This is a genomic window from Aquirhabdus sp. (assembly GCF_046462495.1).
Classification (GTDB): domain Bacteria; phylum Pseudomonadota; class Gammaproteobacteria; order Pseudomonadales; family Moraxellaceae; genus Aquirhabdus.
Genome location: NZ_JBKGVE010000004.1, coordinates 131,955 through 157,384 on the forward strand (window position 1 = coordinate 131,955; position 25,430 = coordinate 157,384).

The 25,430-nt window shown below is 46.1% G+C and carries 22 protein-coding genes and 2 pseudogenes; 8 read left to right on the top strand and 16 right to left on the bottom strand.

Annotated elements, in window-relative coordinates; translation table 11 throughout:
- Positions 1-8: 8 nt before the first annotated feature.
- The 11 genes from ACLHG7_RS04130 to mutY all read right to left on the bottom strand — a co-directional run bounded on the left by ACLHG7_RS04130 (position 9) and on the right by mutY (position 12,592).
- A complete protein-coding gene (locus ACLHG7_RS04130; protein ID WP_410209792.1) occupies positions 9-1,298 on the bottom strand; it encodes a class I SAM-dependent methyltransferase in 1,290 nt (429 codons plus the stop codon).
- Complete coding sequence (locus ACLHG7_RS04135) at positions 1,291-2,718, bottom strand: ABC transporter ATP-binding protein (RefSeq protein ID WP_410209793.1); 1,428 nt, start codon at positions 2,716-2,718, stop codon at positions 1,291-1,293. The genes ACLHG7_RS04130 and ACLHG7_RS04135 overlap by 8 nt, the downstream gene beginning before the upstream one ends.
- Positions 2,708-3,538: an ABC transporter permease gene (locus ACLHG7_RS04140; RefSeq protein WP_410209794.1), complete on the bottom strand. Its 831-nt coding sequence runs from the start codon at positions 3,536-3,538 to the stop codon at positions 2,708-2,710. The genes ACLHG7_RS04135 and ACLHG7_RS04140 overlap by 11 nt, the downstream gene beginning before the upstream one ends.
- A gap of 89 nt (positions 3,539-3,627) precedes the next feature.
- Complete coding sequence (pgi, locus tag ACLHG7_RS04145; protein ID WP_410209795.1) at positions 3,628-5,148, bottom strand: glucose-6-phosphate isomerase; 1,521 nt, start codon at positions 5,146-5,148, stop codon at positions 3,628-3,630.
- 265 nt (positions 5,149-5,413) lie between these two features.
- Entirely contained in the window at positions 5,414-5,959 is a 546-nt protein-coding gene (gene rfbC, locus ACLHG7_RS04150; RefSeq protein WP_410209796.1) for a dTDP-4-dehydrorhamnose 3,5-epimerase, read from the bottom strand.
- Positions 5,959-6,840: a glucose-1-phosphate thymidylyltransferase RfbA gene (rfbA, locus tag ACLHG7_RS04155; RefSeq protein WP_410209797.1), complete on the bottom strand. Its 882-nt coding sequence runs from the start codon at positions 6,838-6,840 to the stop codon at positions 5,959-5,961. The genes rfbC and rfbA overlap by 1 nt, the downstream gene beginning before the upstream one ends.
- A gap of 84 nt (positions 6,841-6,924) precedes the next feature.
- Positions 6,925-7,821, bottom strand: coding sequence for a dTDP-4-dehydrorhamnose reductase (gene rfbD, locus ACLHG7_RS04160; protein ID WP_410210381.1), 897 nt, complete (start codon positions 7,819-7,821; stop codon positions 6,925-6,927).
- A gap of 11 nt (positions 7,822-7,832) precedes the next feature.
- Positions 7,833-8,894 carry a dTDP-glucose 4,6-dehydratase gene (rfbB, locus tag ACLHG7_RS04165; RefSeq protein WP_410209798.1) on the bottom strand — a complete coding sequence of 354 codons (1,062 nt, stop codon included), beginning with the start codon at positions 8,892-8,894 and terminating at the stop codon, positions 7,833-7,835.
- A 43-nt stretch (positions 8,895-8,937) separates the two neighbouring features.
- Complete coding sequence (locus ACLHG7_RS04170; protein WP_410209799.1) at positions 8,938-9,891, bottom strand: glycosyltransferase family 2 protein; 954 nt, start codon at positions 9,889-9,891, stop codon at positions 8,938-8,940.
- Between the two features lie 44 nt (positions 9,892-9,935).
- On the bottom strand, positions 9,936-11,324 hold the full coding sequence (locus ACLHG7_RS04175) for a phosphomannomutase CpsG (protein ID WP_410210382.1): 1,389 nt from the start codon (positions 11,322-11,324) through the stop codon (positions 9,936-9,938).
- Positions 11,325-11,521: 197 nt separating this feature from the next.
- On the bottom strand, positions 11,522-12,592 hold the full coding sequence (gene mutY, locus ACLHG7_RS04180; protein ID WP_410210383.1) for an A/G-specific adenine glycosylase: 1,071 nt from the start codon (positions 12,590-12,592) through the stop codon (positions 11,522-11,524).
- 112 nt (positions 12,593-12,704) lie between these two features.
- Here mutY and thiC point away from each other — a divergent pair, with 112 nt between their 5' ends.
- From thiC to ACLHG7_RS04205, 5 genes are all read left to right on the top strand, one after another.
- Positions 12,705-14,585, top strand: coding sequence for a phosphomethylpyrimidine synthase ThiC (gene thiC, locus ACLHG7_RS04185; protein ID WP_410209800.1), 1,881 nt, complete (start codon positions 12,705-12,707; stop codon positions 14,583-14,585).
- A 116-nt stretch (positions 14,586-14,701) separates the two neighbouring features.
- Positions 14,702-15,220 carry a serine protease inhibitor ecotin gene (gene eco / locus ACLHG7_RS04190; protein WP_410209801.1) on the top strand — a complete coding sequence of 173 codons (519 nt, stop codon included), beginning with the start codon at positions 14,702-14,704 and terminating at the stop codon, positions 15,218-15,220.
- A gap of 292 nt (positions 15,221-15,512) precedes the next feature.
- Positions 15,513-16,349, top strand: a complete 837-nt coding sequence (locus tag ACLHG7_RS04195) for an SDR family NAD(P)-dependent oxidoreductase (RefSeq protein WP_410209802.1) — start codon at positions 15,513-15,515, stop codon at positions 16,347-16,349.
- 87 nt (positions 16,350-16,436) lie between these two features.
- The gene (locus ACLHG7_RS04200; RefSeq protein ID WP_410209803.1) at positions 16,437-17,012 is read left to right on the top strand and encodes a DUF2239 family protein; all 576 of its coding nucleotides are present in this window, start codon (positions 16,437-16,439) and stop codon (positions 17,010-17,012) included.
- A gap of 89 nt (positions 17,013-17,101) precedes the next feature.
- Positions 17,102-18,163, top strand: coding sequence for an NAD-dependent epimerase/dehydratase family protein (locus ACLHG7_RS04205; protein ID WP_410210384.1), 1,062 nt, complete (start codon positions 17,102-17,104; stop codon positions 18,161-18,163).
- A gap of 56 nt (positions 18,164-18,219) precedes the next feature.
- Here ACLHG7_RS04205 and ACLHG7_RS04210 read toward each other — a convergent pair whose 3' ends face one another.
- Positions 18,220-18,840 carry an SPOR domain-containing protein gene (locus ACLHG7_RS04210; RefSeq protein ID WP_410209804.1) on the bottom strand — a complete coding sequence of 207 codons (621 nt, stop codon included), beginning with the start codon at positions 18,838-18,840 and terminating at the stop codon, positions 18,220-18,222.
- Between the two features lie 94 nt (positions 18,841-18,934).
- A complete protein-coding gene (gene argS, locus ACLHG7_RS04215; protein WP_410209805.1) occupies positions 18,935-20,725 on the bottom strand; it encodes an arginine--tRNA ligase in 1,791 nt (596 codons plus the stop codon).
- 317 nt (positions 20,726-21,042) lie between these two features.
- On the opposite strand from argS, the gene ACLHG7_RS04220 reads away from it, so the two are divergent.
- Positions 21,043-21,507 (top strand): thioredoxin family protein, encoded by a 465-nt coding sequence (locus ACLHG7_RS04220; RefSeq protein WP_410209806.1) that lies wholly within the window; start codon positions 21,043-21,045, stop codon positions 21,505-21,507.
- Between the two features lie 38 nt (positions 21,508-21,545).
- Here ACLHG7_RS04220 and ACLHG7_RS04225 read toward each other — a convergent pair whose 3' ends face one another.
- The 3 genes and pseudogenes from ACLHG7_RS04225 to ACLHG7_RS04235 form a co-directional block, all read right to left on the bottom strand.
- Positions 21,546-22,346, bottom strand: a complete 801-nt coding sequence (locus tag ACLHG7_RS04225; protein ID WP_410209807.1) for a metal ABC transporter permease — start codon at positions 22,344-22,346, stop codon at positions 21,546-21,548.
- A 62-nt stretch (positions 22,347-22,408) separates the two neighbouring features.
- Positions 22,409-23,215, bottom strand: a pseudogene (locus tag ACLHG7_RS04230) (metal ABC transporter ATP-binding protein); the annotation flags it as partial.
- 131 nt (positions 23,216-23,346) lie between these two features.
- Positions 23,347-23,820, bottom strand: a pseudogene (locus ACLHG7_RS04235) (transcriptional repressor); the annotation flags it as partial.
- A gap of 180 nt (positions 23,821-24,000) precedes the next feature.
- On the opposite strand from ACLHG7_RS04235, the gene ACLHG7_RS04240 reads away from it, so the two are divergent.
- Together ACLHG7_RS04240 and ACLHG7_RS04245 are read left to right on the top strand one after the other, a co-directional pair.
- A complete protein-coding gene (locus tag ACLHG7_RS04240; RefSeq protein ID WP_410209808.1) occupies positions 24,001-24,846 on the top strand; it encodes a metal ABC transporter solute-binding protein, Zn/Mn family in 846 nt (281 codons plus the stop codon).
- 174 nt (positions 24,847-25,020) lie between these two features.
- Complete coding sequence (locus ACLHG7_RS04245) at positions 25,021-25,410, top strand: ATP synthase subunit I (protein ID WP_410209809.1); 390 nt, start codon at positions 25,021-25,023, stop codon at positions 25,408-25,410.
- The last annotated feature ends 20 nt before the right edge of the window (positions 25,411-25,430 follow it).

The window sequence follows — 25,430 nt, forward strand, 5'->3', positions numbered from 1 at the left end:
AAAATAAATTAATGAGACGATTTAAAAAAACGCTCCAAGAAAATTTTAATCATTCGTAAAGGGAGAGTGATTCTCCAACTTGTTGAGTGATAAAGCATCGCTATTAAATTTTCTTTGGCTTGGATAGCGAATTTCAATTGCTCTATTTCAGAGTGATGAGAAATGTCTTTTTCAATAATAGTATCTTTTAAATCGGAAACTTCAGAATTTTTTTCTATAATTAACTGTTTTAAAAACGTTATTTCATGAGTAAAAGCTTGATCTTTTTCTATGATTAACTGGTTCAATGTAGCTATTTCATGAGTAAAAGCTTGATCTTTTTCTATGATTAACTGGTTCAATGTAGCTATTTCATGAGTAAATGCCTGATCTTTTTCTATAATTTCTTGATTAAGTCTTTGAATATCAGAGGAATATAGTATCTCTTGCTTAGACAGTTTTTGTTGAGTAGCATCCAACTCTTTAATCAGATAGCCATGCTCTTCATCAGGTGGAATGATGGGTCCTGATCTTGAGCTGTAGAGCTGGGTCGGCGTTGCCGCGACTGTGCCATGTAATGATGCAGGCTCTGCCTCGGCTAAAGCTAATGTGCCAGCAATAAAACGGGTACCAAGGATATTTTGATCTGCAGGGCTTTTACGAATGACGCAAATAGAATTGATAAATTCAATTGAATGAATGGACGCTAAAGTGACCTCATCGATTACGAGGCCATATTGTGAAAAGAATCCTGTGAGCAGCTCTGCTCGAGCAATATCAAGCCCCCAATGCTCATGATTAATAATATCCGCTAGTCGTTTAAAGAAGGCAATCGATGAGAATGGTGAAAATAATCCCCCTTCGAACTCTTTCCAGTAGCTGCAATGCAGGTCCTCAGCGACGAACAATCCTCCATCACGTAACTGAGGAAAATAAAGAGCAAAAGATTTTACAATATCGCCCGACTGATGAGATCCATCATCAATGATAAGATCGAAATCTGAACTAATTTGTTTAATTGCGGAGAAAGTGGAACTCGAGTTTGCATCACCTATGATGACACTGATGCGCTGATCTCCATAAACTAACTTAGCGCAATCAGGGTTAATATCACAGCCAATAATTTTTTGAGCATGGGGAAAATAATGTCCCCAGATATCTAAAGATCCTCCATTTTGTATCCCAATTTCAAGAAGATCGATGGATTTATTACGATAGTCCGCAAATAGACGGTCATATTCTCTCAAGTAAATGGACCATTTATCTGACACTTTACCGCGGTGCTCAGCATAAAATTGGTATAAAGCATTATCAATCATCACAAATGTCCAAAGAGATTTTTGCAAAAGAAATCCCAACAAGTCCATAGCGGACTTTGCTGGATATTACATTAAGAATTAATGCGTTGTGTAGGTAGTGGTGTTGCACATTGCTATGACGTGTGCCATTTGCAACAGATGTCATAACGGCGTATTCGCCATTGGGCAGCATTGGTAATTTAAAAATAAATTCTGCTTTAAATCGTTGACCTTGTTTTACTGCACGTAAGGAGTGTGCTGTAAATGGCAACGTATTCTCACCAAATAGGTCTTGCCCCAGCTTGTCGCGCAGTAAGAAACCAACTATTGGGTTAGGAATATCTTGATGAGCTTGAGCCGTGACGGTAATTTTAACCATCTCACCACCCTCAAAGGCAGGATTTGTATTTTCTTCAAGCTTTGTGAGTGTAATAGATAAAATATCTGCCGCACCAGTCTGCCAACCATCTGCTGATGCTAAATTATCTTGGACAGAAATTTCTGCTTGATAGTCAATCACCGGGACCTCTATATCCCCCGAGGAAGTCATATCATCTTCTAAACCTATTGCACGATTTGCCGCACTTGCAGTGTTTTCAGTCGTCTGCTCGAGTTGTACATCATTGCCATAAATTTCTTGCAAAGTATATTTGAGATAGCTTTCAGTAATAGATTTTGCTTTCCCTTTTTTTTGAATTTTACCGTGACCCAACCATATTGCAGATTGACATAGCGCCTGAACTGAGGCCATATCATGACTGACAAAGAGAAGGGTTCCATTTTTTTGGAACTCACGGATGAAATTCATACACTTTTGGGTGAATACGGCATCACCAACAGAAAGGGCTTCATCTACAATCAGGATATCCGCATCAACATGAGCAATCACGGCAAATGCTAACCGTATATACATCCCACTGGAGTAAATCTTGACCGGTTGATCTATAAAATCACCAATATCTGCAAAATCTATAATTGATTGTAAGCGTGAGTCTATCTCTGCACGATTGAGACCCAACACAGCAGCATTCATGTAAACGTTCTCACGCCCCGTGAACTCTGGATTGAATCCTGCTCCCAATTCAAGTAAAGCTGCGACTCGACCTTTAACTTCGACATGACCGACTGAAGGATGGAGGGTTCCGCAGAGGATTTGCAAAAGGGTTGATTTTCCTGAGCCATTACGCCCAACGATACCAACGGTATCGCCTTTTTTGATTTCGAAATCAATATCTTTGAGCGCCCAGAACTCATTAAAATAGGGTTTCTGAGGTAGGCCAGCAATATTTCTAATTCGCGGCATTACAAATTGTTTAAGGCGATCTCTTGGATTGGTGTAAATTTGATAGCACTTACCTAATCCAGATACCTTTATTGCAATATCTGTCTGCTGCGCAGGTACATTTGTTCCTGTATGAAGCGCGATGGGGTCAAATGACATCAGCAAATCCCTTTCTTGTTTTTTGAAACCAAGCAAAACCTAACCAAGCAATCAAGATTGCCACGCCTGTGTAGATCAACAATCCAGTAAAGTCAGGTAAATGTCCCCAAATAATGACTTCGCGAGCTTGCTCAATGATGAATGTGAGCGGATTAGCAAGAAGCCAAGGCTGAAACTCTGGTGGTAATCGAGAAACAGGATAGAAAACGGGAGACATGAACATTAAGACCATGGTTAAGATTGATACCGTCTGACCCATGTCCCTCACATATAGACCGAGTGATGCTAAGAACCAAGAGATTCCCAAGGTCAAAATAATTAAAGGTAAGAATACGAGCGGTACAAAAATAACGGTCCATTGAATATTGCCATTGAATATTGCATAGGCGCAGAGTAGGACTCCTAAACTGATCATGCTATGAAATAAAGCGGCACAGATTTCGATAACAGGCAATATTTCAAGAGGAAAAACCACCCGCTTAACATAGTTCTTATTGGATAGGATGAGTCCTGAGGAGCGATTTAAGACTTCAGAGAACAGCCCATGAACAATCATGCCTGAGAACAAGACGATCGCAAACTGAGTTTTACTCTCGTTGGGATCAGTTCCCCAACGCGATTGAAAGACAACCGAAAAAACAAAAGTATAAATAACCAATAGAAATATAGGATTGAAGAACGACCATGCCAAACCAAAGACAGATCCTTTATATCGCCCTATGACATCTCGTCGAGCCATCTGGAATATTAATTGACGATTGTGCCAAAGACTAGAAAGCAGCGCCTGAAACGATATTCGCTGTGCGGCATGGGGGTTCATTTATTTAATACCTCGGAAAATTTTGTACAAGAAAAGTCACCCCACTTCATTCAACGAAACCTACGGTTATCGCGTTATAAAAGATAAAGTTAATTTTTGGGGTTCATCTTTCTTCGTATATTTTTGACAAAATTTATTAAGTTTTGAGTAGAATTTTCTAGCGAAATATTTTGTTCCTCGCCCTTGAGCACGGGTAAAATATCATGTGCAATCGACTTTCCTAGTTCAACACCCCACTGATCGAATGCATTGATGTTCCACATATGTGCTTGCACAAAGATCTTATGTTCATAGGTTGCGAGTAACAGCCCGATCGAAAAAGGTGTGAGCTGCGGAAGGACGATCACCGTGGACCGTTGACCGCCTAAGCATGTTTTATGCGGTTCATTAGGGTAATTGCGACCCGTAGCCAGTGCTGCACTTTGTGCGAAACAATTGGCCAGTAACTGGTCCTGATGGCCATCAAAGATATTCAGATCTTCTGCAACCGCAATAAAGTCGGTTGGGATCTGGCGTGTTCCTTGATGAAGCATTTGAAAATAAGCGTGTTGACCATTACTACCGACACTGCCAAAAACGACTTGTGCTGTACGTGTTTTAATAGGCTTTCCATGTATATCGACGCCTTTACCATTAGATTCCATTTCCAATTGCTGGAGATAAGCAGGAAACGAGCGTAATCCGTGGCAATATGGTGCAATTGACAATCCGGCAGCATGGTTTTCTTCGATATTCCAAGCGCCAATCAATCCCATAATCACGGGGATGTTTGATTCTAGGGGCGCAGAGAAAAAGTGTTCGTCCATGGCTCTTGCACCAGCCAGCAATTCTTCAAATCGATCCATCCCGACAGCGATAGCAATAGGCAAGCCAACAGCAGACCATAACGAGAAACGTCCGCCGACCCAGTCCCAAAACTCAAAAACACGCTCTGGTGCAATGCCAAACTCTATTGCACGACCAACTTCTGTCGTAATACCCACAAAATGATGTTTCAAGACGGTGGTACTATCGAGACTGAGCTGTTCTTCGAGCCATTGACATGCTGCAATGGCATTCTGCATTGTTTCGAATGTGGTAAAGGTTTTGCTGGTGACTAGAAACAATGTTTCTTCTGGATTAACACGCTGCAAAACTTGATATAGATCATCAGCATCAATATTGGCAGCATAAGATACGGCGATTGAGGGATGTCTAAAGCGAGCCAATGCTTGAGTGACTAACCGTGAGCCTAGATTCGACCCTCCGACCCCGATGTTAACTACATATTTGATGGTTTTACCGGTAGCGCCTTTAATTTTACCTGAATGAAGTTCATCGACAAATTGGCGAATCTTAGCCCGTACTTGCTTAGCCTCTTCGATATGCTGTTGCATTTCAAGGGAGAGCGTTTCATCGGATTGAGCACGTAGAGCTGTATGTAGCACTTTACGATTTTCAGTTTGGTTGATGATGTCGCCATTTTTTAGCTGCGAAATGGCTTGTTCCAAATTCGCATTTTTGGCTTTAAGAATGAGATGATCAAAATCGGTATTGCTAATCATTTGATTCGTAAAATCAAATAGTGTGTCTGCATAAATCACACTAAGATTTGAATTGTCGCTGTGCATAGGTAGATGACTTTTTAGTTCAACGGGCGTAACGAATCCGCTCGGCTGATTCGATTCTAGAATAGCCGAGTTTTGTGGAGATATAATGTCTTTATGAAGCAAGTTACGCGTCCTTACCAATTGGCTTATCTTATGATTTTAAATTTTTTAAATATATCAATAAATATATCAATAACTAAATCAGATTTAATAAACCAACTTTAATTAAAAAGAGTGATCTATTGTAGTACATATGCAGATAATCAACAAATAATAGCGCTTGATATTAAAAAACCTCAGCATTTTTAAATAAAAGTGCTTGTTCATCTTTCCCGGACAAGAGTGGCTGCATGTCAATCGGCCAATCAATTGCAAGGTCAGGGTCATTCCAAATAATCGCTCTCTCATGGGCTGGGGAGTAAAGATTTGTTGTTTTATAAACAAATTCTGCAGTTTCAGATAAGGTTACAAAGCCATGAGCAAATCCTTCCGGTACCCAAAGTTGTTTACGATTTTCTGCTGATAATACTTCACCGACCCATTTGCCGAAGGTCGGAGAGTTTTTGCGGATATCGACGGCAACATCAAATACTTCACCTTGAATGACCCGCACCAGTTTCCCTTGAGCCATCGGATCCAGTTGATAGTGCAGACCTCTGAGGACGCCACGCTGGGATTTAGAATGGTTATCTTGGATAAAGCTACGCTTGAGCCCCGTGGCTTCTTCGAAAGCCGTTTGGATGAAGCTTTCATAGAAAAATCCACGGTCATCACCGAAGAATTTTGGCGTAAATAAGACGACTTCTGGAATCGCTAAGTGGAGGGCTTGCATTAGAATATATGCTCTTTCAATAAATTGAGTAGATATTGACCGTAACCATTTTTGGCAAGCGGTTTAGCTAGCTCAGCCAATTGTTCGCGGCTAATCCAGTTGCTGTGGAATGCAATCTCTTCTGGGCATGCTATCTTTAAGCCTTGGCGTTTTTCAACGGTTGCAATGAACTGACTGGCTTCAAGCAATGAGTCATGTGTCCCGGTATCGAGCCAAGCATGACCACGACCCATGAGTTCAACGGAAAGGTTACCTTGATCTAAATACAATTGATTGAGGTCTGTGATCTCAAGCTCACCGCGTGGTGATGGTTTGATTTGTTTTGCAAGCTTTACAACATCTTTATCATAGAAATAAAGACCGGTAATCGCATAGTTTGATTTAGGCTGCTTTGGTTTTTCTTCTAAAGACAGAACTTTACCAGTTTCATCAAATTCAGCAACACCATAACGTTCTGGATCATGAACATGATAAGCAAAGACGGTTGCACCTGATTCTTTGGCGCTGGCATTCGCCAGAAGTTGTTTAAAGTCATGACCAAAGAAGATATTATCCCCCAGTACTAACGCACACTGGTCTTCGCCGATAAATTCTTCACCCAAGATAAAGGCTTGCGCCAAACCATCAGGGCTGGGTTGAACGATATAGCTTAAAGAAATGCCCCATTGACTTCCGTCACCCAAAAGCTGTTGATAGCGGGGAATATCTTGAGGGGTAGAGATAATCAGGATCTCACGAATACCTGCGAGCATTAGGGTGGACAGTGGGTAGTACACCATTGGCTTATCGTAGACTGGCAAAAGTTGTTTTGATATTGCCAATGTTGCAGGATGAAGGCGTGTGCCTGAGCCACCCGCTAAAATAATACCTTTACGTTTCATAATCGTTCTACTCTAATTTGTTAAGATCTCAATACTGAGTTATCAATTGTTACACATCATAAAATAATCCATCTCAATCACAAATTATGATTGAACCAATTCATGGACCAAACGTTGTACATGATATTGCCAGTCGGGTAGTTTGATACCCAATAAGTTTTGTAGTTTTTGAGTTTGTAGCCGTGAGTTGTGTGGACGTGCAGCAGGTACGGGATAGGCCGATGCGGGGATCGGGTGTACCTCTGTTGGTGTAGCTTTCAGTGGACGTCCCAGTTTAATGGCTTCTGCTATAACGAATTGTGCATAGCCATGCCAGTTGGTCTCACCCGAGGCGACCAAATGGTAGATGCCGGAGGCTTGCGCCGCCAGTACCGCATCATGGTGTAGACGATAAATCGCCAGTGCTGTGACATCCGCAATGAGTTCAGCACTGGTGGGAGCACCAAATTGATCGGCCACTACATTCAGACTGTCTCGTTCCACCGCGAGCCTAAGCATGGTCTTGGCAAAGTTACCACCGCGGCTGGCAAAGACCCAACTGGTTCTAAAAATGAGGTGCTTGCAATCCGAGGTTGCGATGGCAATTTCACCACCGCGCTTTGTTTGACCATAAACACTTAAGGGTGCGGTCGTATCGGTTTCAGTATAAGGGCCTTCTTTACGACCATCGAAGACATAGTCTGTCGAGTAGTGAATGAGCAGACTGTCCAAACGCTTACTTTCTTCAGCAAGGACAGCAACTGATTGGGTATTAATCCGCTTTGCACTCTCCACATCACTTTCCGCCTTATCAACCGCGGTATAGGCGGCGGCATTGACGATGACGTGCGGTGCATAGTCGCGAATGAGCTCACGCAACGATTCTGGATCATCCAAATTCGCAACTGAACGATCATAAGCACGAAGTTCACCAAGTGGGCTTAAGGCGCGTTGAAGTTCCCAGCCGACCTGACCATTTTTACCCAGTAAAAGGATTTTCAAGATAGGGGCGCTCATGCTTGGTATTGCTGACTAACCCAGTCACGATATGCGCCACTGGTCACATTGCTAACCCACGCTTGATTGGCGAGGTACCATTCAACCGTTTTACGAATGCCCGTTTCAAAGGTCTCAGCCGGTTTCCAGCCGAGTTCTCGCTCAAGCTTCGTGGCATCAATGGCATAACGACGATCATGTCCCGCACGGTCTTTAACAAACACGATTTGGGTCTTGTACGGTTGACCATCTGTACGAGGTTGTAATTCATCAAGGATTTCGCACAGGGTGTTGACGACATCTAGGTTGGCTTTTTCATTCCAGCCGCCCACATTGTACGTTTCACCCAATACGCCTGCCTCCAAAACTCGGCGAATTGCGCTGCAATGGTCGGTGACGTATAGCCAGTCACGAATTTGTTGCCCATCGCCATAGATCGGCAGGTTTTTACCGCTGAGCGCGTTCAAGATGCATAACGGGATCAGTTTTTCAGGGAAGTGATATGGACCATAGTTGTTTGAACAATTGGTCGTCAGCACCGGAAGACCGTAGGTATGGTGATATGCGCGGACCAAGTGATCCGATGCCGCCTTACTGGCCGAGTACGGGCTATTGGGTTCATAGCGATTAGTTTCGCTGAATGCCGGATCAGTTTTGCTTAGGGATCCGTAGACTTCATCTGTGGAGACATGTAAGAAGCGGAATTCCGCTTTAGGCTTTGCATCAAGTGCAGACCAGTATGCGCGCACGGTTTCAAGCAGTTTGAAGGTACCGACAATATTGGTTTGGATAAATTCTTCAGGACCAGTAATGGAGCGATCAACATGGCTTTCTGCCGCAAAATTGAGGACGGCTCTGACGTCGTGCTTGGAGAGTAATTCGCTAATGATGTCCATATCTGCGATGTCTGCTTGCACAAAAAGATGCTGCGGGTTGGACGCCACAGAGGCTAAATTTGCAAGATTGCCTGCATAGGTGAGTTTGTCTAAGCTGATTACGAGCTCATCGTGATGGGCGATCCAATCCAAAACAAAGTTACTGCCAATAAAGCCTGCTGCGCCTGTTACCAAAATTGCCATTATAAAATTTCCATTACCGATCTATTTGTATTCACTGATTTGATTAAATGCGTTTAAATATCGCAGCTACGATTAAACCTAGATTTCCTAGGGTGGTTTGTCGGTATAAACCAACTCGACTCAAGAGGTAGAGCCTCAGGAGAAACCAAGCATGTCGGGCATGCTGAAACTGACTTAATACAGTCGCACTTTCTGTCGTCAGATGATCTTTCAGACGTTGCAGCGCTGCTGTGTTCTGGTCATTCCATTCTTGAAAGTGTCCTTCAAACAGCATTCTGATTCGTTTTAAACGGGCAGATAGGCTATTGTTTGAGCCGATCAGATTGTTGTCGTGTTGGCGGTACAGTAGTGATGGTTGCGGATCATAAATCACCTCACCGCCACATCCTGTGGCGACTATGTAAAGCCACCAGTCATGTGTCACGACTTTAACCTCAGGACCTGCAATCATCAGATCATTTTTAAGGGTCTGGTTAAAGACCATGGTGTTCCCACCAGCAATACTTTGTACCAAGGCATTATGAAAGCTGGGTAATTTTTCAAACAGTGGAGATAAGCCAATATCTGTTTTTTGATTATCGATGAGCTGCGTGCGCGTGCAATACAGCTGAGTGCGTTGCTGATCTTTAGATTGTAATTGACTGATAGCACGCGTTATTTTGTCAACAAGCCAAATGTCATCCTGATCAGACCATGCATAGTAGTCTGCCACGATGTCGGGATTACACGTAAGAGATAAAAAGTTAAATGAAAAGCCAAGGCGAGGACCGTTGATGATGACCAGTCGATTCTCGCCCCATTTGGCTTGCCACTTTGATTGATAATCTTTTAATAATGCAATAGTCCCATCTTTAGAGCCATCATCGGAAACATAGAGTTTCCAATTCGGATAGCTTTGTGTCTCAAAAGACAACAGCTGCTCATCAAGGTACTGCTCGCCATTGTAGGTGCACATTAAAATGGCGACGCTTGGTGCCGCAGTTGTTGAATCAAGCATTACGGGTCTCTAAAGGACTAAAAGTCATCATATAAAAAACGTTATTAATAGCTATTTTGCGGTTCTGCACCAATGAGTGCTTGTAGCTCTGCAGTGCGTGCGGTCATGATGGCCTGCGCATCAGCACCGCGGGCTTCAACGTTGAGTCGCAGTAACGGCTCGGTATTTGAGGTGCGCAGGTTAAAGCGCCAGTCTGCAAAAGACAAGCTTACACCATCAGTTTTTTCCAATTCAGGATTGCCGGTGCTGTAGTGCTGTAGGATTTTTTCAATGATCGCCGCGCTGTTATCAACACGGAAGTTGATTTCACCGCTGCATGGATAAGCCGCCATACGCTCTTTCACCAGCGTGGACAGACCTTTACCTGTATTGCTGACCAAGTTAACGGCCAAAAGCCATGGGATCATGCCGCTGTCACAATAAGCGAAATCACGGAAATAGTGATGCGCACTCATCTCACCGCCGTAGATGGCATTTTCTTTGCGCATCCGCTCTTTAATAAAGGCATGACCTGTTTTGCACTGGATGGCTTCGCCACCAGATTGCTTGGCGATATCGATGGTATTCCAGGTCAGACGTGGATCGTGGATGATTTTTTCGCCTGGATTTTTGAGTAGGAAAGCTTGAGCTAATAAACCTACAATATAATAGCCTTCGATAAATTCGCCATGCTCATCAAACAAGAAACAACGATCAAAGTCACCATCCCAAGCGACGCCAAAGTCTGCATGATGAGTTTTCACGGCTTCAATCGTTGCCGCGCGATTTTCTAGCAGGATAGGGTTGGGAATGCCATTGGGGAAGCTGCCATCGGCTTCATGGTGAATTTTAACGAATGAGATGGGGATATTGAGGCTGGTAAAACGGCTTTCTAAGGCATCAATTACATGACCTGCCGCACCGTTGCCTGCGTTGACCACAATTTTAAGCGGTCTAATGTTGGGAATATCGAGGTAGGTGAGCAGATGAGTGACGTAGTCTTCTAAAATAGACACTTCAGTGAGTGTCCCTTTGTGAGTAATCGGTGTGAACTCTTCAGTTTCAGCCAGTGCCTTAATGTCGAGCAAGCCAGTATCACCACTGATTGGCTGTGCATTTTTCTTGACCAGTTTCATGCCGTTATAATCCATGGGATTATGGCTGGCGGTGACTTCGATGCCGCCATCGACATCCAGATGGAATGAGGCGAAGTAGACTTCTTCGGTTCCGGTCATACCAATATCAATGACATCAACGCCACTGTCCATGAGACCTTGCGCAATTGCCATTTTCAGCGTGTGACTGGTTGGGCGGATATCCGCACCGACCACAATTTTTTTTGGCTGTAATAATTGTCCATAAGCGCGACCGATATTATAGGCAATGGATTCGTTCAGTTCTGTGCCCAGTTTGCCTCGAATATCGTAGGCTTTAAAACAAGTCAGCTTCATAATTCGTGCTCAGTCATAAATTTCGAGTAGGATAATGAAAAACGACAGTTATTTTCGTCGTAAATTAGTTGCGTGGAGTATGCCATAGCAGATATCAAAGATCATCTGCTTATGCCATTAATGGCGTGTTGTTGGGGATATATGGCGCAAATTTTTGATGCGCCATATCTATTTTAAGAAAATAATAAAGTGTGAACGAGTTAACTTAATAGTTTACGCATGGCTTCCGGCACTCCGGCTGCAAATGCTTCAGTGCGGCTCATCCAGCGCGTTGGTGTGAAAATGTGTTCAAGGTGTTCTTTTTGAGCCTTATGTACAACGACATGAATCGCCTGTAATTCCCAATGAAAGTGCGTGAAGGTATGGCGGATTTGTTTGCCTTTTTCGCTGTTTTTTAAGTTCAGACTCACCAGTTGATCCGCCAGACTGCTGTCCACGTCATCAATGATGGGTAGGCACCATAGACCGCCCCAAAGTCCTTCAGGCGGTCGCTGTTGCCAGAGCAGTTGGTGATGGTCTTCGAGTAGCAGTACATTGGCGTGGCGAGTAGGCATGGTTTTACGTGCCGGTTTCTCCGGTAGGGTGAGTACTCGGTTTTGCTGAAAAGCCGTGCAATCACTTTGCATCGGGCAGTACAGGCAGAGTGGTTTTTTGGGCGTGCAGATGGTTGCCCCTAAATCCATGATCGCTTGATTATAGTCATGGGTGCGATCTTGCGGAGTGAAATCTGCAGCGATTTGCCAGATATTTTTGATGAATGCCGAGCTTGTACTGTCGCCCTCTAGCACCAGATAGCGGCTGAGTACGCGTTTGACGTTGCCATCCATAATCACGCCGTATTGGCGCAGGCCTAAAGACATCAACGCCCCTGCGGTTGATGGACCAATTCCCGGTAACTCTATCCATTCTTCAAGTGTCTGGGGAAACGCTCCTTGCGCAGCAACGATGCCAGCCGCTTTGTGCAAGTTTCTGGCGCGGGCATAGTAGCCCAGCCCCGCCCAGTAAGGCGCGACGTCATTCCAGTCGGCTTGACCTAGGTCCACCACGGTGGGAAAGCGCTGCATAAAGCGCTCAAAGTATGTCAGTACAGTTTTGACTTGAGTCTGCTGCAGCATAATTTCGGAAACCCAGACTTTATAGGGATCATCTACGACCTGCCACGGTAAGTCATGGCGACCGTGCTGATCAAACCAGATCAGTAATTGCTGGGAAAAATGCTGTGCAGTCTGTTCACGTTGGATCTTCTGCGCTATTGCTGTTTTTACAATCATCAAACGTTAATCATCGTGTTAAAAGGTATCTTAATGTCATGCAACCATAGCCCTTGAGCCGCTTAAAGGCTATAGTTCACTCTAATTATTTTGTGTGATCTGGATTGCTGTCATGAATAGCCTAACGAACCCTCCATCGAAGTCTATCCCTTCTGCTCACGATATCGAAGCTCAGGATTTAACGCGTATTTTACCTGCTTCGCGCAAGGTTTACATCCAAGGTTCAACGCCAGACATCCAAGTGCCAATGCGTGAAATCAGTTTGACAGATACGCCAACAGGTCTAGGCGGTGAAAAAAATCCACCCGTGCTGGTCTATGATACCTCGGGCGTGTACAGTGATCCGAATGTTGCGATTGATTTGACCAAAGGTTTACCTGATCTACGCAGTCAATGGATTGAAGCACGTCAAGATACTGAAAAATTGGAAGGTTTATCTTCTGAGTTTGGTCGTCAGCGTGCACGTGATATCGCTACGGCGGAGCTGCGTTTTGCCCATATTCAAAATCCGCGCCGGGCGGTGCTTGGCAAAAATGTCAGTCAGATGCACTACGCCAAGCAAGGTATCATCACACCAGAGATGGAATTCATCGCGATTCGTGAGAATCAGCGCCAATATGAAGGCACCGATACGCGTCAGCACGCGGGGCATAACTTCGGTGCAAACCTGCCACGTGAGATTACGCCTGAGTTTGTACGCAATGAAGTTGCGGCAGGCCGTGCGATTATTCCCGCCAATATTAATCATCCTGAACTTGAGCCGATGATCATTGGGCGTAATTTCTTGGTCAAAATTAACGCCAACATTGGTAACAGTGCACTGGGCTCATCGATTGATGAGGAAGTGGCCAAAATGACGTGGTCGACCCGTTGGGGTGCAGATACGATCATGGATTTGTCGACCGGCAAACACATTCATGAAACCCGTGAATGGATCATCCGTAATTCACCGGTGCCAATTGGTACAGTACCGATCTATCAGGCGCTTGAAAAGGTCGATGGTGTTGCCGAAGACCTGACCTGGGAAATTTTCCGTGACACCCTGATTGAGCAAGCTGAGCAAGGGGTGGATTATTTCACCATTCATGCGGGTGTGTTATTGCGTTATGTTCCTCTGACCGCACAACGTTTAACCGGGATCGTGTCGCGTGGTGGATCGATCATGGCGCAGTGGTGTTTGGCACATCATCAAGAGAACTTCCTCTATACCCATTTCGAAGACATCTGCGAAATCATGAAGGCTTATGATGTGTCCTTCAGTCTCGGCGATGGCTTGCGTCCTGGCTGTATTCAGGATGCTAATGATGAAGCGCAATTCGGCGAATTACGCACTTTGGGTGAGCTGACCCAGATTGCGTGGAAACATGATGTCCAAGTCATGATCGAAGGGCCGGGCCATGTGCCGATGCATATGATTAAGGAAAATATGGATCTGCAACTGGAAGTGTGTGGTGAGGCACCATTCTATACCTTGGGACCGCTGACCACAGATATAGCACCGGGTTATGATCACATCACCAGTGCGATTGGTGCGGCGATGATTGGCTGGTACGGCACGGCGATGCTGTGTTATGTGACCCCAAAAGAACATTTGGGTCTACCAAACAAAAAAGACGTGAAAGATGGCATCATCACCTACAAGATCGCAGCACATGCAGCGGACTTGGCCAAAGGTCATCCCGGCGCACAAGTGCGTGATAATGCCTTATCTAAAGCGCGCTTTGAATTCCGCTGGGATGATCAGTTCAATCTGGCACTTGATCCAGATACCGCTCGTGAGTATCACGATGAAACCTTGCCGAAAGATGCACATAAATCGGCTCACTTCTGCTCAATGTGTGGTCCAAAGTTCTGTTCAATGAAAATCACTCAGAATGTACGTGACTATGCAGCGAAGCAAGGACTCAGTGAGCAAGAGGCTGTAGAGGTGGGCATGAAAGAAATGTCGGACGTCTATCATGAACAAGGTAGCCAGTTGTATAAAGAAGTTTAAGTATTTGTTATCGAGCTTGTTTATTACTTTAGAATCGCATGACATATTGTCATGCGATTTTTTTATTATTAAAAATAAATTTTAGCTATAGTCATTTATAACATTAGGATACTTTGATGAAATCTTTAGCCGTAGTCCTGTTGTCCATTCTATCGACTGCTTGTGCCGTTCATGCCACATCTGCTCAGCCGCAGGATGCAACGACGATTAATACGTCATCCATTAACCCTGAGAGCTTAAAAAACTTAGCTCCCTTTCCCAAAGCCCAAGAAGGCTTTCAACGTTATGTCATTCACGTCCCCGCAACAGGTAACGATGACAACTATCAGGTTGAGTTGATCGCTGGAAAAACGGCGAAAGTCGACTGTAATCGACACGGTTTAAATGGGAACATCGCCGAGAAAGACTTGAGTGGTTGGGGCTATACCTATTATGAGTTTACAACGCAAGGTCAGATGGTATCGACCATGATGGCTTGTCCTCATCAGCCTGAGACTGAAAAATTCGTGACGGGTGCGACAAAGCTCGTGCGCTATAACAGTCGTTTGCCGATTGTGGTCTTTGTGCCCAATGGCTATGAGCTGAAATATCGCTTATGGAAAGCGCAGGATACCGTTGCTGCACCCGTCAACTAAAGTGTAAAGATGGGCAATGTCTAGGTGATAGGCATTGCTCGTCAACTTGTATGTGATAGGTAGCTTGGTCAGGCGTGGGATTTGAGGAAAAGGGAAGAGTATTGTCATCCTTGATGCTCATTAGAAAAAGAAAAATACCCTCAAATAATATCAATATATTTAAAGATTTAATCTAAAACCTTTTATTAGACATTTTGAGTCATCGATATTTATAATTTAATTTGACAATCTTTCTTGTCAGCATGTATAACTAGCGCAATTCATTTTTCGATCCTCGTTGGAGCAACACGATATGTCAAATACGCGCGTTCTCATCACCGGTGCAAATACTGGTATTGGTTTTGCTACAGCCCAAGTGCTGGTGCAGGGCGGGGCGGATGTGATTCTGGCCTGTCGTAATCCCGACAAAGCGACTGAGGCACAAGCTGAATTGCAGAAATTAGGGGGCAAGGGAACTGTTGATGTCATTCCCCTTGATCTCAATAGTCTGGATTCAGTGAAAGCTGCGGCTGAATTGGTCAATAAGCGCTATGGTGCGCTGGATGTGCTGATTAATAATGCTGGGATTTTTGGTGATGCACTGCGTTTTACGGAAGATGGCTATGAGCAGCAATTTGGGGTGAACTATGTCGGACCATTTTTACTTACTCAACTCTTGCTGCCTGCACTGAAGCGTGCCAAAGCGGGGCGGATTGTGCACCTCTCTTCGATCATGCATTGGCTCGGGAATATCAAGCCGGAAAGTTTCCGCATGACTTCAGGTTCTTATCGTGCTGTTGCGGCATATGGTCAATCGAAACTGGCGAATTTGTTGTTCAGTCATGCCTTGGCGCGTGAGCTTGCGGGAACGGGCGTCACTAGTAATGCCTTGCATCCAGGCGGGGTCGATTCTGAAATCTACCGCGATCTACCGAAGTATCAATATGCCGTGATGCGTCACTTTCTGATTCCAACTCGCCGTCCTGCAGAACTGATTGCGCAGATGGCTGTGGGTGCCGAGTGGGCAGGGCGTAATGGAGAGTATGTCAGCGCGCATATGCCGAATTGGCAATCGAGCCGCGCTAAGGATGCGGCGCTGGCTGATCAGCTTTATCAGCAGTCTTTAGAATTGGTGAGTGCGTATTTATAGAATCATAAAATATTACCCGGGTAATATTGTAAATTATATTGTGTCCGGGTAATATAGTTCCATCATTGCCTTGATGGGAAATAAAAGATGTTAGTTGAACAATCCAGTTATACCGTTTTTAACCACCAGCGCCGAATTGCAACTGGTGCACTTACGCAGATTGCAAGCCAAGTACAACAGGTGATTACTACTGATCCGCAGGCGCAGATTCTTGCGTTTGCGGATGATACGGGCATACAGACCGATGTGAACTGGTTTGAGATTCAAAAGCCTCTCGAACTTCATGCAACAATTCAAGAGCCTGAGGAAGAACAGCCCCGCAAGGCTGGACGTCCTAAGCTTGGCGTGGTGGCGCGTGAGATCACACTGCTGCCCAGACATTGGGAGTGGTTGAATCAACAATCGGGTGGTGCTTCGGTAGCGCTGCGTAAGTTGGTTGAAGAAGCACGACGTGAGAATGAAGGAAAAGATCGGATCAAACGTGCGCAAGAAGCAACGTATCGGGTGATGACAGCGATCGCGGGCAACGAGGCGGGGTTTGAAGAGGCATTACGGGCATTATATGCTGGCAATCGAGTGCAATTTGAACAGATTGTGCAGACATGGCCAGTGGATATCCAGACGTACTTGAACCAATTGGCGGTCAATGTTTTTACAGGATAGCACTTCGATAATTGAGGCGAGATCGTGGTCAATGGGGGTAAATGTTTAGCCATGCAAATAAGAACTAAAGGAAGAGCAAAATGACAGTGATTGATCCTAAAGCGCCGATATTGGTGACCGGCGCCAGCGGCTATGTAGCCGGCTGGATTGTTAAAGGCTTACTGGAGGCTGGGTATACCGTTCATGCTACGGTACGTGATCCGAATAAGGTCAGCAGTGTCGGGCATCTGCAAAAGATTGCCGCCAATAGCCCAGGGACGCTGAAACTCTTTAAAGCCGATCTCTTGAATCAATGTGAATTTGTCGATCCCATGGCGGGCTGTGAACTGGTCATCCATACCGCATCCCCCTTTATCATCACGGGATTTGTCGATGCCTATGAGGCATTGGTTAGACCTGCGCTGGAAGGCACGCGCAATGTATTGCGTACTGTTGAATATACCCCGAGCGTCAAGCGTGTCGTGCTGACCTCAAGCGTTGCCGCAACCTATGGCGATGCACAAGATGCCTTGAACGTTCCGAATGGCATTTTTAATGAAAGTCATTGGAATACCACCAGTAGTGTGGATCATCAGCCCTATCTCTACTCTAAAACCATTGCTGAACGTGAGGCGTGGAGGCTACAGGCTGAGCAAAGCGAGCCAAATCGGTGGGATTTGGTCTGTGTGAACCCGGCGCTGGTGGTCGGTCCTGCGTTGACGACCAATAGCATCTCGACCAGCATCAGTACGTTGCAGCAATTCGGCGATGGCACGATGCGTTTAGGCGCACCGAAGATGTGGAATGGTTTGGTCGATGTGCGTGATGTGGCGGATGCGCATATTCGTGCGGGATTTACGCCTGAAGCGAATGGACGCTATATTCTGTGCGGGGAGACTTTGAGTTTGCTCCAAATGGGCGCGGCTTTGCGCAAGCAATTTGGGTCTAAATATCCTTTCCCGTCTTTACCTGCGCCAAAGCTCGGGTTCTGGGCCATTGCACCGCTGTATGGATTTACCCGGGATTTCGTTGCACGCAATATGAATTATAAGATTGGCTTTGATAACAGCCGCAGTCGTCGGGATCTGCATATTGAATATCGGGATGTTCGAACCGCAGTGTGTGAACATTTTCAGCAGTTGATTGATGATGGCTTGGTGAAAAAGCGCTAAGTCATTTGTATATAAAAAAGACGAGCCATGGCTCGTCTTTTTTTGCCTCATCCACCTTATTCGGATTGTTCAACTACCAGAGCATCAATACCGCTGTCTTGCAGTTGGCGCTGGGCTTTGAGGGCTTCATTCTTGCTATCAAACGGGCCTGAGACCACGCGATACCATTCAGAACCATCATTGCCTGTCGTATGACGTACATCGGCAGGTAGGCCAGCAAGGAGTACTGCGGCCCGCTGTTTATCTGCTTCATCCGCAGTCTGGAAGCTATTCACTTGCAGAATGTAATGCGCTTGTCCTGGTTTTGCACTCGTGCTTGTCGGTGCAGCATCATTGCCACTGCCCACAACGACGGGAGTCGGATCATCAGGAACCACGTCCGGCACGGTTTGCGTCGGAATCGGTGTCACTTGTTGCTTGGGCAACAGATCGTAAAACTGGAAATCAGCAGGCTTGCCTGAATCTGTGGTTGCCGCAGGTGCAGAAGCCGCTGTCACAGGGGCTGGGCCTCGATTAGCAGGTTGCCAAGGTTGCCACAAATAAAGCAGCGCTAAACAAGACAATCCAAATAGAATCCCAAAAATAGTCCATAACCAAGCGGGGACCAGTGGACCTTTGCTCGTCGCCGCAGTTGCAGCTGGACGTTGCGTCGCTCCTCGAGGTTTTGAGCCAAACACGAGAGTTTCCTTCTTTTGAATGGTTGAATGTAATGGGTTTTAAACAAACCGCGCAGGATTTTTGCGCAGTTTTTACACAATGGGTGTATCGTTCTTACATAGACTCTGGTGCGGATACACCGAGCAGTAGTAAACCGTTATGAATCACCTGACGCACAGACACACTAAGCAGTAGGCGCGCTTGCATCAGTTCATGATCATCGCTAATCACTTTATGTTCGTTATACCAGCCATGAAACAGGGATGCCAACTCTTTTAAGTAATTGCCGAGCTGATGTGGCTCATACTGCTGTGCGGCATTATTCAGCACATCGGGATAAGCGGCCAGTTTAGCCAGTAGTTCAGCTTCAACCGTTTCAACCAGACGCCCTGCTGCTGCACGCCCTGCCGCCGCATCAAAGCTTTGACCGAGGCTCGTGACCTTTTCAAGCATTCGGTGCACGCGCGCATGCGCGTATTGGATGTAATACACGGCATTATCTTTACTCTGTGAAACCGCGAGGTCCAAGTCAAAGTCGATATGCTGCGCACTCTTACGCATGACGTAATAGAAGCGTGCAGCATCATTGCCAACTTCGGAGCGGAGCTCACGCAAGGTTACGAATGAACCAGAGCGGGAAGACATCTGTACCGGTTGACCACTGCGCCATAGGCTGACAAATTGAACGAGCAGTACGGTTAGTTTTTCAGGATCAAAGCCCAGTGCGCTGATTGCCGCTTTCACCCGTGAGATATAGCCGTGGTGATCTGCGCCCCAGATATCGACTATCTGATCGAAACCACGTTGAAACTTATTCAAGTGATAAGCAATATCTGCCGCAAAATAGGTGGTTAAGCCGTTTTTACGCTGTACGACGCGGTCTTTTTCATCGCCAAAGTCAGTGGAGCGGAACCAGATGTTGCCATCTTTTTCGTAAAGGAAGCCTTTGTCTTGTAAGTTTGCCAGTGCTTCAGTGATTTTGTCTTTTAGGGTTTCTTCACTAAACCATTGATCAAAGCGAACACCAAATTCACCGAGGTCATCTTTGATGTCGTCTAAAATTTCATTCAAGGCTTGGCTGTGGAAAACGGCATAGCCTGCGCTACCCAATAAACGCTGTGCATTGGCAATCAAGCCATCGATATGCTTTTCTTTGTCCCCAGACAACACGGTTGGATTGCCTTCGGCATCATCGGGACCGTAGACCACATCTTCTGGAACATCTTGAAAAACATCGCTGACAGGACGTTCAAAAACTTTACCATCCCGATCAAGAATATGCTGGGCGATATCAAAAACGTATTCGCCTTTATAGGCATTTTTCGGGAAAGTGAGCTGTTGTCCGCATAGCTCTAGATAACGTAAATAGGTGCTGGTGGCCAGAATATCCATCTGACGACCCGCATCATTGACGTAATATTCGCGTTGCACATCAAAGCCTGTGGCTTCAAGCAAACGAGCGACAGTCATGCCATAAGCTGCGCCGCGGCCATGACCCACATGCAGTGAGCTGGTCGGATTGGCGGAAACAAATTCAACTTGGACTTTTTTGCCGGCATTGTTTTTGTTCTCACCAAACACATCACTCTCATTTTTGATCTGATCCAGAATCGCAAAGCGCTGATCATCATTTAAAAAGAAGTTGATAAAACCGGGACCTGCGATCTCAACTTTGGCGATCACCTCATTGCTGGGCAGGGCTGCGACTATTTTTTCCGCCAGATCACGCGGCTTCATGCCTGCTGGCTTTGCGCCAAGCATGGCGATATTGGATGCAAAATCTCCGTGGCTACGATCTTTGGTGCGAGATAGACCGCTCTTGTCCTGCCAGTCAGATGGCAAAAGACCTTGGGTTTGAAGGGAAGAAATAGCAACAGCAATAGCGGACTGGATGGCGGAATTCATGGTTTCGGCTTAACAATAACGGCAAAAACAAACAATATAGCAGAGCTGCGGCCTACAACAAATGGCTAGATGATGATTTTTTCCACAGCGCTCAGAAATTATACAGCCTAGACATTGCAAATTTGCAACATTCTTTAGATGTGGAAATTGGACCATTCGGCATACTATTTGCCTATATTGCATTGGTCAGTTGATGACTATCGATCGTTAGATCAGTGTCTAGCGCTCTATCGCCTTTATTTGTATAGAAATTTTATTGGTTTTTTAAGTGTATTCTGCTGCGCAGGTATTGTGCGCGGCGGTGGAGTGGAATGATCATGAGAAATTTATGGTGGGTAGGGCTGTTGGCTGGCGTTTTATTATCGACGACAGCGCAGGCTTATGACGTTAATGCCAATGCAAAAGCGGATGTACAGCAAGCGCTAACAGCGGCACAGAAAAGTAAAAAGCCCGTCTTACTAGTTTTTGGCGCCGACTGGTGCCCAGATTGCCGTGCACTGGATAAGGCGTTAAAAACGGGTAAAAATGCCAAGCTGATTGCCAAGTCCTTTCAATTGGTGAAAATTGATGTGGGTAACTTTGATCATAACGTGGATTTGTCAGATCGTTATGGCAGCCCGATTAAGAAAGGCATCCCTGCAGCCGTGATCCTGTCTCCGGAGAATCAAGTCTTGTACACCACCAAAGCGGGTGAGTTGGCCAATGCGCGCAAAATGAGTGATGACGGCGTCTATGAGTTTTTTAAACAGGCCGCCAATCAAGTGACGACACTGAAAAAATAAGGATTGAGATCAGACTTAAGTCACGCGATTAGCGTGACTTAAGCTCGAAGTTGGGTGATGCGTTGCCAAGCAAAAATCAGCATAAACAATAGGGTCATGGTTAGTACGATGGTCGCACCTGTTGCAACATTCAGCCAGACACTACCCCATAGTCCTCCTGCGATACCGATTTGCGCAAAAACAAAGGCCCATAGCACCATTTGCTGAGGTGAGCGCGCCCACAGCCGTGCGGTCAAAGCCGGGATAATCAGTAGTGCACCCATCAGCAAAGTTCCCACCGCCTTTAATGCAAGCACCGTAAAGAGCGCGAGTACCAGCATAAAAATCAATCGCTGACGGCTCGGATGAATGCCTTCACTGGCGGCCATATCGGGATCAATGGCGAGCCGAAGTTGAGCGCGCCAGTTCCATGCCAAGATACCGATACCAAGCAAGATCGCCACTAATAAAGCGGGCAAATCCGTCCAGTTGAGCGCGAGCAGATCACCAAATAGATAACCAATCAGTTCGGGGCGCAGTGCTGGTAGTTGATTGACCAACAGCAGCCCGCTACAAAGGAGTGCTGAGGAGCAGAGTGCGAGCAAGGCATCCATCGGCAGCCTGCGATCTTGAAAACCCCACAAAATTAGCACTAAAAGCCCCGAGACGGACAGGACGCCGACCCAAAAGGGCAGCGCCAGTAATCCGGCAATCGCAACGCCCAGCAAGGTACCATGGGCTAGGGTATCCGCAAAGAAAGCCATTCTCCGCCACAGCATAAGACAGCCTAAAGGCGCCGTCAGCAAAACCAGCAGTGCACCCATACTCCAAGCCGGAGCGAGTAGATTGATATAATCCATTAGTGTTGACTCTCGTGTCGGGTACTTTTTTGCGCTTGTCTTAAGTCGATTTCAATCAGATCAGCAGAGACTTCTGGGTGCAGATGCGGCTGGACGGGGATATGATCATGGCGTGCGTGATGCAGGTCTTCATGACGACAATGGTCGTGATGATGCTCATAAGGAACGCGCTCGGTGCCAAAAATCGCTTGATAGGCCGGATCTTTCAAGACACTAGCTGGCGTACCACTACAACAGATGTGGTGATTGAGACAGATCACACGCTGCGTGCCTTGCATCACCCATTGTAAGTCATGAGACACCATAAGGATGGCGCAGCCATAGCGCTCTGGCAGGGTGCGGACATAAGCGTATAACTCTGCTTCAGAGTGGATGTCTAAGCCCTGCATGGGTTCGTCCAACACCAGTAAGTCTGGCTGCGTGAGTAAAGCCCGTGCTAATAGAACCCGCTGCCGTTCGCCACCAGATAAATCTTGTACGTCGCGATCCAGTAAGGGTGTCGCACCAGTCTCCTCCAGAATCTGGTGAAACAGGCTCGGGATAATCTTGGTGAGCGCGAAGAGATCCCGTACACGAAGCGGCAAACTCTTGGACAAGTGGAAGCGTTGGGGCACGTAACCGATCTTGAGATTCTTTTGTACCTGTCGCGTGCCACTGGATAGCTTTTGTAGCCCCAAAACCACTTTGACCAACGTGGACTTCCCGGCACCGTTGGGGCCAATCAGACTGACAATTTCCCGCGGGGCCAAGGTCAATGAGACTTGATTTAAGGCAGACTTCTGGTCGAATTTCACGGATGCATTGTGAATCACCACCAGCGGCGGACTGCTTGATGGTGTCGCTTGTGTATCCAGAAGAGCGCTGCTCATGAGTGCGCCTTTGGTGTGGCTTTGGATTTTTTAGATGTCTTGCTGATCGGTTCTATCGACTCTGGTGCGTTGTTAAAGTGATCGCTGCTGTTTTCTTCGGATGTCGTCAGAAGCGGTTGAGTCTGATCGGCTTGGCAGGCAATACATAAGCCTGCGATCTCGATCGTGGCTTGCTTAGGCGCGAAGCCCCCTTGATTGGCGAGGCTTTTAAGGATGCTTTGCAAGTCACTGGATTCGGCTTCATCAACGCGATGACAGTTCTGACAAATCAGGAATGCGGCTTCATGACCTTGTCGCGGATGGCAGCACGGCACAAAAGAGTTGATGGAAGTCAGACGATGGATAAAGCCTTGTTCCAATAGGAAGTCGAGGGTGCGATAAACCGTCGGCGGTGCGGGCGGACGGCCTTGATGAGCCATTTGTGCGAGTAGATCATAAGCACCGATGGGTTTGCCAGCCTCTAAAATCAGCTTTAACACTTCACTGCGTAGCGGCGTCCAGCGTACGCCTCGAAGTTGACATTCTTGCTCGGCATCCGCGATGCGAGCAGTAATCGAATGCGTATGGGTGTCATGTAGGCTATTGTTATGATTATGGTTTTTTATAGTGTGATCATGGTTGTGATGTGCGTAACCACAGCTTGCAACATCGTGCGCTGTGGATTCGATAAACGGTTTAGTCATAGTGATCGCCTCACGGGACAATAAGTTGGATTGCCACTTACGCAAACATAATGTAATAGTGTAACATAATTGCACTATTTAAGTATTGAGAACCCCGCCGCCATGCAACTTTTTCATCGCCTGTTTTTGAGCATTGTGGCGACTCTGTTGTTGGGATTGCAGTGTGCGCATGCGGGGACTTTGGTTGCGACAACGCATCCTTTATACCTGATTGCACAAGCGGTGACTCAAGGCATTGAACAGCCGGTTGCTTTATTGCCACCAGCTTCCAGTGGTCATGATGTGAATTTGCGCCCCTCGGATCGTCTCGTATTGAAACAGTCCGATTTTGTGGTCTGGTTTGGGCGTGACTATGAAGCATCTCTCAAAGATATCCTTGAACATCAGCGCAATGCCGTCGCGCTCTATGATCTCAAGGCCTTTCATCGTTTACCCTTGCGAGATGTTCAGGGACAGCCGATTAAAGATTCGTTTGACCCGCATATCTGGCTGGATCCTGCCAATGCTATTGGCATAGCTTACGCAATTGCAACCGTACGCGCGAAACAATTCCCTGATAAATCAAGGCTATATTTGCAAAATGCGCAAAAATTTAGTGCGCATTTGCTTGCCGTTGCTCATGCCGAGCAAGCCAATCCTCCGCGTCATTATTGGGCATATCACGATGCCTATCAGTATGTAGAGCACACCTTAAATTTAAAATTTGCTGGAGCTCTGACCGCGGATGCCGAGTTGCCTCCCAGTGGTGGTCAGCTAATCTGGCTTAGCCAACATCGGCCCTCAACCATGGCGGTGTGCTTGTTTGCAGAGCGTACACCTGCGGCAGCATTGGTTCAAAAGCTTAGCCCAGTGCAATCGTATCCGATTGACGAGGTGATGGCCGGTGCAACGAATTTTGTTGATGGCTGGCAGGCGATCGCCCAGCAATTCAAAAAATGTACGCCTTGAATAGTTGCTTAAAATGACCGCGCGTTTAAATAAAAAATCAATCATTTTCTTGCGTACGCTTGCAACAAAGTCGTCACATAACTATAATGAGCGCGCTGCAAAGTGGCGATTTTTCAACCACTGCGCCGCCATCGTTAAGCGATCAGTTGAGTTCAGTGCGAGTGTGGTTACGAAATGAGTAAGCCCAGTCCTTTGATTCAACGTGAGTTTCCTACGGGTTTGGTTATTGTTCAGGCTTGTATAATTCCGCTCGCTGCCATCGTTGGTTACATGCTTTTTAATTCATTGGCTGCAAAAAGTGCAGCTATTGGCGCGTTTATTAGCTGGCTAGGTAGCGGTTATGCAACGTGGAAAGCGTTTCGACTGGGTGGCAATGGTCAGTTGATGCTGGCAAGTTTTTACCAAGGATTGATTGGTAAGTTTGTCATTGTGATCATGGGCTTTTTTATTGTCTTTCGGACAGTAAATCCCTTGTCAGGCGGTTCGTTGTTGTTAGGTTTTGCGGCAGTACAAGCCATGGCTTGGTTATATCCCATGGTCCACGGCGAACGGTCTAAGACCTGAGCGGTGTGACATTTCATCGA

What these genes read in the sequence shown, in the direction of transcription:
- ACLHG7_RS04130 (WP_410209792.1), bottom strand. Translation starts at nt 1,298, where the DNA reads ATGATTGATAATGCTTTATACCAATTTTATGCTGAGCACCGCGGTAAA.
- ACLHG7_RS04135 (WP_410209793.1), bottom strand. Translation starts at nt 2,718, where the DNA reads ATGTCATTTGACCCCATCGCGCTTCATACAGGAACAAATGTACCTGCG.
- ACLHG7_RS04140 (WP_410209794.1), bottom strand. Translation starts at nt 3,538, where the DNA reads ATGAACCCCCATGCCGCACAGCGAATATCGTTTCAGGCGCTGCTTTCT.
- pgi (WP_410209795.1), bottom strand. Translation starts at nt 5,148, where the DNA reads ATGCACAGCGACAATTCAAATCTTAGTGTGATTTATGCAGACACACTA.
- rfbC (WP_410209796.1), bottom strand. Translation starts at nt 5,959, where the DNA reads ATGCAAGCCCTCCACTTAGCGATTCCAGAAGTCGTCTTATTTACGCCA.
- rfbA (WP_410209797.1), bottom strand. Translation starts at nt 6,840, where the DNA reads ATGAAACGTAAAGGTATTATTTTAGCGGGTGGCTCAGGCACACGCCTT.
- rfbB (WP_410209798.1), bottom strand. Translation starts at nt 8,894, where the DNA reads ATGGCAATTTTGGTAACAGGCGCAGCAGGCTTTATTGGCAGTAACTTT.
- ACLHG7_RS04170 (WP_410209799.1), bottom strand. Translation starts at nt 9,891, where the DNA reads ATGCTTGATTCAACAACTGCGGCACCAAGCGTCGCCATTTTAATGTGC.
- mutY (WP_410210383.1), bottom strand. Translation starts at nt 12,592, where the DNA reads ATGATTGTAAAAACAGCAATAGCGCAGAAGATCCAACGTGAACAGACT.
- thiC (WP_410209800.1), top strand. Translation starts at nt 12,705, where the DNA reads ATGAATAGCCTAACGAACCCTCCATCGAAGTCTATCCCTTCTGCTCAC.
- eco (WP_410209801.1), top strand. Translation starts at nt 14,702, where the DNA reads ATGAAATCTTTAGCCGTAGTCCTGTTGTCCATTCTATCGACTGCTTGT.
- ACLHG7_RS04195 (WP_410209802.1), top strand. Translation starts at nt 15,513, where the DNA reads ATGTCAAATACGCGCGTTCTCATCACCGGTGCAAATACTGGTATTGGT.
- ACLHG7_RS04200 (WP_410209803.1), top strand. Translation starts at nt 16,437, where the DNA reads ATGTTAGTTGAACAATCCAGTTATACCGTTTTTAACCACCAGCGCCGA.
- argS (WP_410209805.1), bottom strand. Translation starts at nt 20,725, where the DNA reads ATGAATTCCGCCATCCAGTCCGCTATTGCTGTTGCTATTTCTTCCCTT.
- ACLHG7_RS04220 (WP_410209806.1), top strand. Translation starts at nt 21,043, where the DNA reads ATGAGAAATTTATGGTGGGTAGGGCTGTTGGCTGGCGTTTTATTATCG.
- ACLHG7_RS04225 (WP_410209807.1), bottom strand. Translation starts at nt 22,346, where the DNA reads ATGGATTATATCAATCTACTCGCTCCGGCTTGGAGTATGGGTGCACTG.
- ACLHG7_RS04240 (WP_410209808.1), top strand. Translation starts at nt 24,001, where the DNA reads ATGCAACTTTTTCATCGCCTGTTTTTGAGCATTGTGGCGACTCTGTTG.
- ACLHG7_RS04245 (WP_410209809.1), top strand. Translation starts at nt 25,021, where the DNA reads ATGAGTAAGCCCAGTCCTTTGATTCAACGTGAGTTTCCTACGGGTTTG.